At 39.1% G+C, this 11,848-nt stretch carries 14 protein-coding genes; 12 read left to right on the forward strand and 2 right to left on the reverse strand.

What is annotated here, in order from left to right; translation table 11 throughout:
* Positions 1 to 88 precede the first annotated feature (88 nt).
* From HMPREF2704_RS00410 to metG, 11 genes are all read left to right on the forward strand, one after another.
* Entirely contained in the window at positions 89 to 364 is a 276-nt protein-coding gene (locus tag HMPREF2704_RS00410; protein WP_003006038.1) for an HU family DNA-binding protein, read from the forward strand.
* Positions 365 to 467: 103 nt separating this feature from the next.
* A complete protein-coding gene (locus HMPREF2704_RS11365; protein WP_004219735.1) occupies positions 468 to 623 on the forward strand; it encodes a hypothetical protein in 156 nt (51 codons plus the stop codon).
* Between the two features lie 197 nt (positions 624 to 820).
* The gene (locus tag HMPREF2704_RS00415) at positions 821 to 1,267 is read left to right on the forward strand and encodes a Fur family transcriptional regulator (protein WP_003006041.1); all 447 of its coding nucleotides are present in this window, start codon (positions 821 to 823) and stop codon (positions 1,265 to 1,267) included.
* Between the two features lie 128 nt (positions 1,268 to 1,395).
* Positions 1,396 to 2,400, forward strand: coding sequence for a hypothetical protein (locus HMPREF2704_RS00420; RefSeq protein WP_049474235.1), 1,005 nt, complete (start codon positions 1,396 to 1,398; stop codon positions 2,398 to 2,400).
* Entirely contained in the window at positions 2,390 to 3,184 is a 795-nt protein-coding gene (locus HMPREF2704_RS00425) for a hypothetical protein (RefSeq protein WP_141760622.1), read from the forward strand. Before HMPREF2704_RS00420 ends, HMPREF2704_RS00425 begins: the two co-directional genes overlap by 11 nt.
* A gap of 2 nt (positions 3,185 to 3,186) precedes the next feature.
* Positions 3,187 to 3,711 (forward strand): hypothetical protein, encoded by a 525-nt coding sequence (locus HMPREF2704_RS00430; RefSeq protein WP_049474237.1) that lies wholly within the window; start codon positions 3,187 to 3,189, stop codon positions 3,709 to 3,711.
* A gap of 164 nt (positions 3,712 to 3,875) precedes the next feature.
* Positions 3,876 to 4,913, forward strand: a complete 1,038-nt coding sequence (locus HMPREF2704_RS00435; protein ID WP_049474238.1) for a hypothetical protein — start codon at positions 3,876 to 3,878, stop codon at positions 4,911 to 4,913.
* Positions 4,852 to 5,685, forward strand: coding sequence for a hypothetical protein (locus tag HMPREF2704_RS00440; protein WP_049522603.1), 834 nt, complete (start codon positions 4,852 to 4,854; stop codon positions 5,683 to 5,685). Before HMPREF2704_RS00435 ends, HMPREF2704_RS00440 begins: the two co-directional genes overlap by 62 nt.
* Positions 5,686 to 5,693: 8 nt before the next feature.
* Positions 5,694 to 6,221, forward strand: coding sequence for a hypothetical protein (locus HMPREF2704_RS00445; protein ID WP_049506960.1), 528 nt, complete (start codon positions 5,694 to 5,696; stop codon positions 6,219 to 6,221).
* Between the two features lie 173 nt (positions 6,222 to 6,394).
* Positions 6,395 to 7,087, forward strand: a complete 693-nt coding sequence (locus HMPREF2704_RS00450; protein ID WP_003012031.1) for a phosphoglycerate mutase — start codon at positions 6,395 to 6,397, stop codon at positions 7,085 to 7,087.
* A 160-nt stretch (positions 7,088 to 7,247) separates the two neighbouring features.
* The gene (metG, locus tag HMPREF2704_RS00455) at positions 7,248 to 9,239 is read left to right on the forward strand and encodes a methionine--tRNA ligase (RefSeq protein ID WP_070845325.1); all 1,992 of its coding nucleotides are present in this window, start codon (positions 7,248 to 7,250) and stop codon (positions 9,237 to 9,239) included.
* 327 nt (positions 9,240 to 9,566) lie between these two features.
* Here the strand turns inward: metG and HMPREF2704_RS00460 are convergent, their stop codons facing one another.
* Together HMPREF2704_RS00460 and HMPREF2704_RS00465 are read right to left on the reverse strand one after the other, a co-directional pair.
* Positions 9,567 to 9,773, reverse strand: coding sequence for a helix-turn-helix domain-containing protein (locus tag HMPREF2704_RS00460; RefSeq protein WP_003006064.1), 207 nt, complete (start codon positions 9,771 to 9,773; stop codon positions 9,567 to 9,569).
* Between the two features lie 10 nt (positions 9,774 to 9,783).
* Complete coding sequence (locus HMPREF2704_RS00465) at positions 9,784 to 10,305, reverse strand: DUF2975 domain-containing protein (protein ID WP_070845328.1); 522 nt, start codon at positions 10,303 to 10,305, stop codon at positions 9,784 to 9,786.
* A 248-nt stretch (positions 10,306 to 10,553) separates the two neighbouring features.
* On the opposite strand from HMPREF2704_RS00465, the gene HMPREF2704_RS00470 reads away from it, so the two are divergent.
* Entirely contained in the window at positions 10,554 to 11,816 is a 1,263-nt protein-coding gene (locus tag HMPREF2704_RS00470) for a DUF6287 domain-containing protein (RefSeq protein ID WP_070845330.1), read from the forward strand.
* The last annotated feature ends 32 nt before the right edge of the window (positions 11,817 to 11,848 follow it).

Raw genomic sequence — 11,848 nt, forward strand, 5'->3', positions numbered from 1 at the left:
CAGGTTTAGTACTTGACCTAAAGGCTTTTTTTAGATATTATAGTACTGTTAAGGCGTAAAGCCTAAAAAAATTTGGAGGATTTGTTAAATGGCTAACAAACAAGATTTGATCGCAAAAGTGGCAGAAGCTACAGAATTGACTAAAAAAGATTCAGCAGCAGCTGTTGATGCTGTATTCGCAGCAGTTTCAGAATACCTTTCAAAAGGTGAAAAAGTTCAATTGATCGGTTTCGGTAACTTCGAAGTTCGTGAACGTGCAGCTCGTAAAGGTCGCAACCCACAAACTGGTAAAGAAATCAAAATCGCAGCTTCTAAAGTTCCAGCATTCAAAGCTGGTAAAGCTCTTAAAGAAGCAGTTAAATAATTGCATTTTGAAAAGCCATCCTAGATTTCTAGGATGGTTTTTTTGTTGGACAGCTCTATAGGATAAGGGTATAATAGGAAAAAAGAAGGAGAGAGAAAAGACCATGCGATTCATTTTAGGCCTCTTTGCCTTGTTGTTTATCCGACCTATTTTGTATCTATTGAAAGGGCTGTGGTTCGTACTGGAATTTTGCTTTATGATCCTCGTGGTCAAAATGATCCTAGGAACCGTGCGCTGGATGACCAGTTGGATCGGTTGAGAGTAGATGAATCTATTTCAGGCTCGTGAATCAATGTCCCCCGGACATAAACTCGCTTTTCGGTTTTCAGGCTCATGAAAAAAATGTCCACTGGACATTTTTTTTAATTAAAAGCATTCTAAATAGTGATTTATTTTGAAACATGCTATAATAGGGGTAACGAATCGATTAAATCATATTGGAAAGGGGGGATCATAGTGAACGCATTGCATCGTCATGAAGAAGAGCGCGTGGAAGAAGTCTTGCAAAATTTGCGTGCCAAGGGTATTCGGATTACTGATACCCGCAGAGCAGTTCTTTCCTATTTAGTGGCGAGTCATGAACATCCAAGCGCTGAGAAGATCTATCGCGATTTATTGCCTCAGTTTCCAAGCATGAGTCTAGCAACTGTCTACAACAATATCAAGGTTTTGATTGATGAGGGGGTTGTTTCTGAGATCAAGGTTCGCAATGATACCACGACCTATTTTGATTTCATGGGGCATGACCATTTGAATGTGGTGTGTGAAAAATGTGGTCGTATCGCAGATGTGGATATCGAAGTCCCAGATCTTCGTGAAGAAGCAGCCAGTCAAAGTGGCTACCAGATCACCAAAACCCAGATGACGGTCTATGGCATTTGCCCCGACTGTCAGAAAAATTAATGTGAGAGAAACCAGAGCCGTCAGGCTCTTTTTTGATGCAATGAGAATATACCTATATTTTAACTAGGAGAAAAATAGGGAAAATCATGATATAATATACTTTCACGATCAAACAAAAGGAGAACGAGATGAAAAAGCTAGAGAATTTTTCTTGGAAAATGTGGCACGTTTATACCTTGATTGCTGTGGCTGTATTTTTTATTGGTAGCCTTTGTTCATTCTTTTACGTAAAAGATGCAGACTATATTGTTCATGAGCGAAATTATATTTATGTTGGAAAAGGGCAACGGTTGACGAACTATGAAAAAGTAAAGGGACTAGATACAGGATTCCCAATTTTAGCTCTTTCATTAAAAAATACAGATGAAGATGGTTATGATGATCAAATTGCTGTCGGACATAACTATATAGCCTTTCAAGATTCTAAGCTGGGTAATGTTAATCAAAATGAAAAAGATTCGGAAGAATATTTTAAAATTCGTTATTATCTGATTGGAGAAGAAAAAGGAGAGGGGCATACCATTGATGTCTTTAAAATTATTCAGAAACTGGGTTATAAAACGATTTATGGAAACATGGAGTCAACCATGTACTCTGATGGGAAGGACGAGTATGTCAGGGTGAAAGTGACAGATAAGGAATCCATCTATTTTAATCTTAGGACGCAAAAGGAGAGTAAAAAACGTCCGAAGAAAACGATACAATATGGTTATAAAGGCATCTATAGGGCCCTGTCTAATCCAGATTTCATTACGAAGAACTTCGATGAAGAGGAAAGCAACACGAAAATTTCTTGGCCATGGGTTCACTATAAACAGCCAAAGAAGAAAATGACTACCACAAACGATAGTAGTTATTCAACTTCAGACAGTAGTGAAGAAAAACCTGAAGATAGCAAACTTCTTTCAATATTAAAAAAATATGGATTTCTCCTTGTTTTAGAAGAAGACAGAAATTTATCTAGTAGCCAGTCATTAGTGTCGAAGCTATTTCCGGATGCAACTCACTTTGTTTGGTTTATTGATGATGACTATACAAGGGATGGTCATAACGAATATATCCACAATATTGAGGAATTAATCCAAGTAGTTGATGAAGAGAAAGTTGAGAAAGTATATGGAAATGAAGAATGAAAAACTAAAAAGCTGTCTCGTTCTAGTTGGCTTTTTGGCTCTTATCAGTATTTGTTTTTATAGAAATTTGGAAACAAACATCAAAGGACTCTATAAAAGCAATCATTATCCAGGTGAGATAAAGATCACCAGTCTTTCCCTATCTACTCAAGATAAATTGGGAATAGATGTCAATTATGTTTATTCTGAGAAGGTCAATGGAAAAGTCATTTCTATTCCATTAAAGAGACGAATGAAGGTTGAACAATTTATTATTCCATATTATCCTTATTTGGGTAAAGAAGGTCGTTATGGAATGACTGGGGATTCGATTGGAATGTATGCTGAGGAGTATAGTGTATATGGTCCAATTCTTGAAAAAGCACTCGAGCTCAATCCTGACAGTAAGAAATTGGAACAGGAAATTCAAAATAAAATCAATCAAAACTCTACGTTAAAAGGCTCTAAAATCACTTTGAAATTTACAACTTTCAGTCAATTATCAAATTATTATAGAGTTAGATGGCTCGGTGAATATGAGAAAGAATCAATGAAGAAGAATCGTACCGTACTTGGAGGCTGGTATCAATTTCCAGTAGAGGATGCATTAGAATATAATGCCTTGTATGTTCAAATTTCGCTACCAAAAGGTGTCGATAAAGAAAGTATACATCTGAAGGATGAGTTGAATACACTTTTACAAAAAACGAGCTTACCAAATGGGATTTATGCTCTTGATACCTCAACTGAACTACCCACAGCTCGAGCTATGATTTTTAATGGAAAGGTTAAAGAAAGGGATTAAACATGTCAGAAATACAAAAGGATACTGGACTTAGTCTAGCTTGGGAACTTGGATTGTATATTTTCCTAATTTTTTCATTTCTAGCTTTGCCATTTTACAATGATCTAGCTATTTCAAATCCAAATAATTCACAAATTTTTCTCTTTCTGGACAATAACCCTGTGTTTGGGGGTGAAGCGTTTGAGGATCTTGTAAATTTTTATTTTATCATTTTACTTTTACTATTAGTAACCTTACCTATCCTTGCTTTTTTCATTCATAATTTCTTTGAAAAAAAGGGATACCCATTTTTAGCTAGTTTACAGTCTTTGTTGATTCATGTATCTTGTGTAGTAATGTTCGTTTATGCGGTGTTTTCTTTGTCAGTTCAGAAAGATCACTATAGCTTTAGCTCAGGTTTCTATGTCTGCTTACTCATTTATTTGTTTCATATTTATAGCAACTTACGTGATATAAAAAAGATGATTGAATATCGAAATTCTGCTACCAAAACAGCTAATGAGGCAGAAATCTTATCAAAAGAATAGTTCTATATTGTGAATGTTTGTTGAAGACAAAAAGAAGCAAGCTATTTTCAAACCAGAGCCGTCAGGCTCTTTTTTGTATGGTAAAACCACACTAGGATAGTGAAGGAAAAATAGGAGAAATCATGATATAATATACTTTTGAAATCAAACAATAGGAGAACGAGATGAAGAAGCTGGAGAATTTTTCTTGGAAAATATGGCATATTCTTTCCCTAGTTGCCGTGACCGTTCTAATGGTTGGCGGTATTTGGAGCTTCCTTTACCTAAAAGAAGCAGTACATGTTGTGAGTGATAGAAATTATGATTATGTTGGTAGAGGACAACGGTTATTGGAAAATCGAATCATTAGTGAAGAGGCCACCGGAATTCCAATATTGGCTTATAGTTTTAAGAAAGAAGATAAAAATAATGCCCCATATTATACTATCGGATCCCAATATATAGCCCTTCAAGATTCTAAACTAATCAGTGGCGAAGATAAGAAAAAAGACGCAAATGAATATTTTAGAATTCGATATTATGAATTGGGTCAAGAGAAAGGAGAAGGTCATACCATTGATGTTTTAAAACTCGTTCAAAAAATGGGTTACGACTCGATTGAAGGAAACATGCGAAGTAGCATGTTTACAGATGGAAAAGATGAGTATGTAGCTTTCAATGTTACAAAAAATAATCTCCTATTTGTGAATCTGAACAAGGGAGAAATCGCAGAGACAGATCCAAAAATGATTGTTGATTATGGTTACAGTGGATTTTATCAAATATTGCCTGCACCCAAATTTGAGACAAAAAAATACAGTCTTGATAGAAATAAAATAGATGTAGGAGGATGTTGGATAGATTATGAATATGATGATGAAGATGAAAAAGTAGAAACTTCCTCAAGTTCTACGGAGAGATTAGATCGCAATGGTGTGAAGGTGAAGGATAGTAAACTCTTAACCCTACTAAAAAAATATCGCCATCTCTTGATTTTAAAACAAAACCTCACTATGGAGGAGGAAAAAACTGTCATCAAGAGTTTGTTTCCTGATGCAGATCATTTCAGTTGGTCTATTAGCGCTCCTTATACAAAGAGTGGGCAGAAAGAAATCGTTCGGAATGCTGAAGAATTTAAAAAGATTATAAAGGAGGAAAGAGTTGAAGAAGAGTTGGAACGTGAATTTGAAAAAACATTTCAAGAAGGGCCAGACGACGATTAGTGATCGGTCAAAAGCCTTTCTAGTGGTTATCTGCTTCCTACTGTTTCTAGGATTCTATTTTTATAGAAATTTAGACGCTAACCTAAAAGGTTTCTATGATAGTAGAAGTTTCCGAGGAGATATACAGATTACAGGTTTCTCTTGGACTCGGCCCAATGCTGGTCCGGATGTGAATTTTATCTATTCTGAAACGGTTGAAGGGAAAAAGATTTCAATTCCCCTGAAAAAATCAGTCAGATTTAAACACTTGGTGATGCCGTATTCTAATAAGATTGATTTAGCTGAAAACCTAGGAATAGAAAATACCTATGATGATTTTGATAGAGCCTATTTGCCCATTATAGAGAAGGGGTTTGAATTCAGTACTGAGCGAATCGAGCTTGAAGCAGAATTAGATAAAAAAATTAACGAGTATAGTGCTTTTAGCGGCTCTTGGATTGAAATAAGTTTATCCCCCGTTAAGAAACGAGGTAACAATTATTTCAGTTTGATGAAGCAATATGAGAATAGCATTCCTAATTCTGAGTTAAAAATTCTAGGGGGATGGTATGATGTCTCGTATAGTAGTTTTATCGAATCAGGAGACATCTATGTTAAAATAATCTCCCCTGAAAATATAAGTCGATTTAAAGAATCAGAGTATGATTTTAAATCAGTTTTGAAGGATTACTTGGTAATTAAGTCTCTGCCAGATGGGTGGTATGGCCTGTTCGATGATGGGAAACAAGTATCTGAGACTGTTGAAATTCGGAATGGAAAGGTTAGGGGGTGAAAGGAGACATGGTAAAAGGAAAAATAAAATTTAATCATCAGTTATGGCGTCAACTTGGCTTATTTACGGTCTATGTTTTGACCCAATTGATGTCACCGTTTTATATATATCAAAAAATAGGGGAGAATGATTCGGCACGGTTTACGATTTTCCTAGGTGAACATTCTCTCTACAATGCCAAAGAGTTCGAAGGTCTTCTTAATTCCTATTTCACCATTTCACTAGTGATTCTTTTCGTATTACCAGTACTTGCTATTTTTTTAAAATATCTTCTAGATAAAACAGGCTATCCTTTGCTGGCGCATCTTCAATCACTGTTAATTTTTGTAGCCTGTAGCATTATTTTAATCTTTACCATGTTTTCTATGACTGTTCAAATAGACCTCCTACGGTTGGAATGGGGATTTTACTTGTGTCAGGCCTTCTATTGGATTTTTATCCTCAGAGAGTGGTGGAATGTTAGTGGGATTGTTTATAGACGAAATCATCCTTTAGAAGATGAAAGAGCAGAAGAGAAGGAGCAATCGGCAGAATAAACCTATTTCTACATAAGAATAAACATTCCTCAATTTCAAACCAGAGCCGTTAGGCTCTTTTTTGTGAGAAATTGCACTTTTCTATGGTCGCCACTAGATTTTTTACTGAAAATCTAGTAGAATAAAATAGATAAACGAGGGAAACCTCGGAGAATAAAAAGGAGATCCATCTAATGGTAAAATTGGTTTTTGCTCGCCACGGTGAGTCTGAATGGAACAAAGCTAACCTTTTCACTGGTTGGGCTGATGTTGATTTGTCTGAAAAAGGTACACAACAAGCGATCGACGCTGGTAAATTGATCAAAGAAGCTGGTATCGAATTTGACCAAGCTTATACTTCAGTATTGAAACGTGCGATCAAAACTACTAACTTGGCTCTTGAAGCTTCTGACCAATTGTGGGTTCCAGTTGAAAAATCATGGCGCTTGAACGAACGTCACTACGGTGGTTTGACTGGTAAAAACAAAGCAGAAGCTGCTGAACAATTTGGTGATGAACAAGTTCACATTTGGCGTCGTTCTTACGATGTATTGCCTCCTGCAATGGACCGTGATGATGAACACTCAGCACACACTGACCGTCGTTATGCTTCACTTGACGATTCAGTAATTCCAGATGCTGAAAACTTGAAAGTTACTTTGGAACGTGCCCTTCCATTCTGGGAAGATAAAATCGCTCCAGCTCTTAAAGACGGTAAAAACGTATTCGTAGGAGCACATGGTAACTCAATCCGTGCCCTTGTAAAACACATCAAACAATTGTCAGACGACGAAATCATGGATGTGGAAATCCCTAACTTCCCACCATTGGTATTCGAATTTGACGAAAAATTGAACGTTGTAAAAGAATATTATCTTGGTAAGTAAGATAACATAATTTGTTATCCATAAAAAAAAGCTGACTTCGGTCAGCTTTTTTGCTTGTCTTCCTTAGATCCTAGCTTGTCTTGGGTTTTCAGGGACTCCTAAAAATGTTATAATAGAGTGTTACTAAATTGGGTTCCATTAGCCCTGAAAGGAAAAGAAAATGACAAAATCATTCTACATCACAACCCCTATCTATTACCCATCTGGTAAATTGCATATTGGTTCAGCTTATACAACAATCGCCTGTGACGTCTTGGCACGTTACAAACGTATGATGAACTATGATGTTTTCTACCTGACTGGTCTTGATGAGCACGGTCAAAAGATCCAGCAAAAAGCAGAAGAAGCTGGGATTACGCCGCAAGCTTATGTAGATGGGATGGCCGTTGGAGTGAAAGAACTCTGGCAATTACTCGATATCTCATACGATAAATTCATCCGTACGACAGACGATTACCATGAAAAAGTGGTGGCTCAGGTCTTTGAACGCTTGCTTGCGCAAGACGACATCTACCTGGGTGAGTACTCTGGCTGGTATTCAGTCTCTGATGAAGAGTTCTTTACAGAAAGCCAATTGGCTGAAGTATTCCGTGATGAGAATGGCAAGGTCATCGGTGGGGTAGCCCCATCAGGACACGAAGTAGAATGGGTTTCTGAAGAATCTTACTTCCTTCGCCTCAGCAAATACCAAGACCGCTTGGTTGAATTTTTCAAATCCCAACCAGATTTCATCACGCCAGATGGCCGTCTCAATGAAATGTTGAAAAACTTCATTGAGCCAGGTTTGGAAGACTTGGCGGTATCTCGGACTACCTTTACTTGGGGAGTAAAGGTTCCATCCAATCCTAGACACGTTGTCTACGTTTGGTTTGATGCCCTTCTTAACTACGTGACAGCTCTTGGTTATGGCCAAGAAGATCATGAAAACTTTGATAAGTTCTGGAACGGAACCGTTTTCCACATGGTCGGAAAAGACATCCTTCGTTTCCACTCGATCTACTGGCCAATCCTTCTCATGATGTTGGATATCAAATTGCCAGAACGCTTGATTGGCCATGGTTGGTTTGTCATGAAAGACGGCAAGATGTCTAAGTCTAAAGGGAATGTCATCTATCCAGAAATGTTGGTGGAACGCTTCGGCTTGGATCCACTTCGTTACTACCTCATGCGCAGTTTACCAGTTGGTTCTGATGGGACCTTCACCCCAGAAGACTACGTGGCTCGTATCAACTATGAATTGGCCAATGACCTTGGAAACCTCCTCAACCGGACGGTAGCCATGATCAATAAATACTTTGGTGGTCAAGTTCCAGCTTATGTCGAAAATGTTACCGCATTTGATGCCGATTTGGCTAAGGTAGTTGAAGAAAACATCGCTGAATACCACAAGCAAATGAACGCGGTTGATTACCCACGCGCTTTGGAAGCCGTATGGAACATCATCTCTCGGACCAACAAGTACATCGATGAGACAGCTCCATGGGTCCTCGCTAAAGAAGATGGTGACAAGGAACAATTGGCAGCGGTCATGGCTCACTTGGCAGCTAGCCTTCGTGTCGTGGCTCACTTGATCCAACCATTCATGATGAACACCTCAAACGCCATCATGGAACAACTTGGCTTGGGCTTGGACTTCGATCTTGAAAACTTGACCTTAGCAGGCTTCCCTGAAAATGTCACAGTGGTTACCAAAGGAACTCCAATCTTCCCACGTCTCGATATGGAAGAAGAAATTGCCTACATCCAATCTCAAATGACTGCTGGAAAACCACAAGAAAAAGAATGGATTCCAGAAGAAGTGAAACTCAAGTCTGAAAAAGACGAGATTAAATTTGAAGACTTTGACAAGGTTGAAATCCGTGTAGCAGAGGTCAAAGAAGTGGAACGTGTCGAAGGCTCAGACAAGTTGCTTCGCTTCCGCTTAGATGCAGGAGATGGCGAAGACCGTCAAATCCTTTCTGGTATCTCGAAATTCTATCCAAATGAACAAGAATTGGTCGGCAAGAAACTCCAAATCGTGGCCAACCTCAAACCACGTAAGATGATGAAGAAATATGTCAGCCAAGGCATGATTCTTTCCGCAGAATACGGAGATCAATTAACAGTCTTAACTGTTGATCCATCTGTACCAAATGGAAGCATCATTGGGTAAATGATAGAGAAAGAAAAAATCATCTAAAAAACTTTCCTTAGGTGAGTACGGACGTCAGCGAACATCGAAGAAGTTCCATGACTTAGTTTTGGACCTAAGGTTCCAAAACTCCCGAGTGCTAGAAACACAATTGTTTCTAGCACTTTTCTCACGGCGGAAAGTTTCAGTAGATGATTGAATAATTCTAACGAATAAATTTTTTGATTTTTATAAAATTAATTTGATTTGTAAGGAAGAACAAATTGTCTACGCTCTCAAGCACTCCCGCGGGAGTGCTTTTGTTGTGTCGGTAAGGAAGGTCTCCCATTATATATTTAAATACTTGTCCTATTCATCTGGCCGGTATTCTAGGATATCTCCGGGCTGGCAGTCGAGTTCTTTGCAGATGGCTTCAAGGGTGGTGAAGCGGATGGCTTTGGCCTTGCCGGTCTTGAGAATGGAGAGGTTAGCTGTCGTGATGCCGATTTTGTCGGCTAGCTCATTGGATTTCATTTTCCGCTTGGCCAGCATGACATCTAGATTGACGATAATCATGGCACCCTCCTTAAATGGTTAGCTCATTTTCTTCAGCAATCTCAATACCTCTCTCTAAAATCTTGCCAGAGACCCAGACGATTGGAACGGCAAGGAGAAGCCCTGTGTTAAAGGTCAATTGGAAAGTGAAGGGAAGGAGATAAGCATTTCCACTGGTTTCAAGTGTGCCAGACATAAAGGACAAGACCAAGAGAATCTTCCAAGCTCGATTGCAAAGATCAATGTTGGAGTGAGAAAAGATCTTTTCTTGGTAGAGATTTTGGAGGAAGCTGCGAATGGTGATGAGAAGGTAAATATAGATAGCGCTTGAGGCTAGTGGGAAGAGCAACTGCCAGAGGGGTTGCGGATGTTTGGGGAAGAGCTGGATGCCATTGACATCAAAGGACAAACGTCCAGTTTGAATGAGATCTTTAAACACTCCCATCCGTGAAAGCAGGTGGACGACCAGTGCAGCCACAGTCATAAAGCCACAAAAGAATATGAAAGCCGTTAGGACTTCAATGACATTTTTTAAGGTTTTTGAGTTTTTCATCGCAAGCCTCCTTGAAGTTTATTTATTTTTCACTTATAGTATACTCCTTATAAAAAATTAGTCAATAAAAAAGTATCGAAAAACGATAAAAAAATAATGATAAACAAAATATTGTTTTTGAGAAACAGGTATTTTCTACTAAAACTAGTCAGTTCAAACATGGAAAACCACTACATAGAGGGGAATTTTACTATACTGTCGATTTAGGGTATACTAGTGTAAAGATCTTATTCCATGGAGGTAGTAAAATGAATCTTAAGTGGAAGAAAAAATACCTGGGGCCGATTTTGGGGCTGGTCGGAGCAACTGTTCTGATCGGTGGAGTCTATCTCTACTCTAGTTCCAACATCCAACCAGACCATCAAAAGGAATTTAACCAGACCAGTAAGAAGGTCACCAAGCCAAAGGAAAAAGCCATTGACTTGAGTGGTGACTATGTCTCTAATGAACGGGATGAAGCCAAAATCGAGAAAAAAGGCAAGGCCTGGAAGATCGATTACCAAACGGCTGACGGCAAGGTATCCGCTGAATTTAGTACGGATTGGAAGGTCGAAGGGTCTAACAAAGTTTCGACAGGCAAGATGAAAAAGTCCGATGGCAATACAGACTTTACAGTCACTGTTCGTGTCTTCAAATACAAGACAGATAAGAAGCCTTTGATCACGGTCACCATGTCTGATAAAAATCCCGACCACGAGATGGTCTTTGCCAATCGAGAGGATTTTTTCAAATCGACAGATCCAAATGATGTCGTCCTTGATGGCAATCTCTCACCGTTTGAAGGTGCTTATTCCAATGATACCTATGAAAAGGAAATCGCAGCTTCAGGTTTTAAACTCTACGGCTATACTCCAGAAGAATATTACCAAAATAAGACCAGCGCTTTTCCAAGTATTGTAAATGGTGAGACAGGATGGACCTTCTGGAGTGGAGGCACTCGGGCGAGTTACCTGCTCAATAAAGAAAAAGAGCCTAAGAAGCGAAAAGGCTATTATGAAGTTTATTTCACTGGGGCAAATGCGACTGCGATCCAAGGGCAGGAGCAAACCTTGTACTTGATCCCAGCGGGTGTGACAGGTCCTGACGGAATAGCTTCCCAAGAACGTCGGATTCTCTTTGGTGACGTGGCCTACCGTGATTACCATCTAGAGTGGTGGAAAGCTTACCCACAACCGAAAAAAGAGAAAGACTTGGATATTGCGGCTATTAACGGAGGCGACTTCTCAAGCTTAGCTGGAACCTGGCGCAATGGCAAGGGGGCTGAAATCGTCATCCAAGCAGACGGAAAAGTCAAGGGCCAAGGTAGCCTCAAGGCTGTTGCAGACTCGGATAAGAAGAGCAAGATTCCTTATGTTGAGATGAAGATGGGGGAGACTGGTGCTGCGATTGGACTGCTGAAAATCGGTTTCCAAAATCCAGATGGAGACCAGTCTGATACCAGCAAGCCACGTCTGGTGCTCACTCAATCTGCAGGTAACTACCCAGCTGATCAATATTTCTACCGTCAATAAAAGAGAGTGGGACAGAAATCGGTCATTCGTTA

This window comes from Streptococcus sp. HMSC076C09, from assembly GCF_001837905.1.
In the GTDB taxonomy this organism is placed as follows: domain Bacteria; phylum Bacillota; class Bacilli; order Lactobacillales; family Streptococcaceae; genus Streptococcus; species Streptococcus parasanguinis_I.

Coding starts and splice junctions, on each gene's coding strand:
- HMPREF2704_RS00460 (WP_003006064.1), bottom strand. CDS start 9,773: ATGATTATCGTCAATCTAGATGTCATGCTGGCCAAGCGGAAAATGAAA.
- HMPREF2704_RS00445 (WP_049506960.1), top strand. CDS start 5,694: ATGGTAAAAGGAAAAATAAAATTTAATCATCAGTTATGGCGTCAACTT.
- HMPREF2704_RS00450 (WP_003012031.1), top strand. CDS start 6,395: ATGGTAAAATTGGTTTTTGCTCGCCACGGTGAGTCTGAATGGAACAAA.
- HMPREF2704_RS11365 (WP_004219735.1), top strand. CDS start 468: ATGCGATTCATTTTAGGCCTCTTTGCCTTGTTGTTTATCCGACCTATT.
- HMPREF2704_RS00425 (WP_141760622.1), top strand. CDS start 2,390: ATGAAGAATGAAAAACTAAAAAGCTGTCTCGTTCTAGTTGGCTTTTTG.
- HMPREF2704_RS00410 (WP_003006038.1), top strand. CDS start 89: ATGGCTAACAAACAAGATTTGATCGCAAAAGTGGCAGAAGCTACAGAA.
- HMPREF2704_RS00465 (WP_070845328.1), bottom strand. CDS start 10,305: ATGAAAAACTCAAAAACCTTAAAAAATGTCATTGAAGTCCTAACGGCT.
- metG (WP_070845325.1), top strand. CDS start 7,248: ATGACAAAATCATTCTACATCACAACCCCTATCTATTACCCATCTGGT.
- HMPREF2704_RS00420 (WP_049474235.1), top strand. CDS start 1,396: ATGAAAAAGCTAGAGAATTTTTCTTGGAAAATGTGGCACGTTTATACC.
- HMPREF2704_RS00435 (WP_049474238.1), top strand. CDS start 3,876: ATGAAGAAGCTGGAGAATTTTTCTTGGAAAATATGGCATATTCTTTCC.
- HMPREF2704_RS00430 (WP_049474237.1), top strand. CDS start 3,187: ATGTCAGAAATACAAAAGGATACTGGACTTAGTCTAGCTTGGGAACTT.
- HMPREF2704_RS00470 (WP_070845330.1), top strand. CDS start 10,554: ATGAATCTTAAGTGGAAGAAAAAATACCTGGGGCCGATTTTGGGGCTG.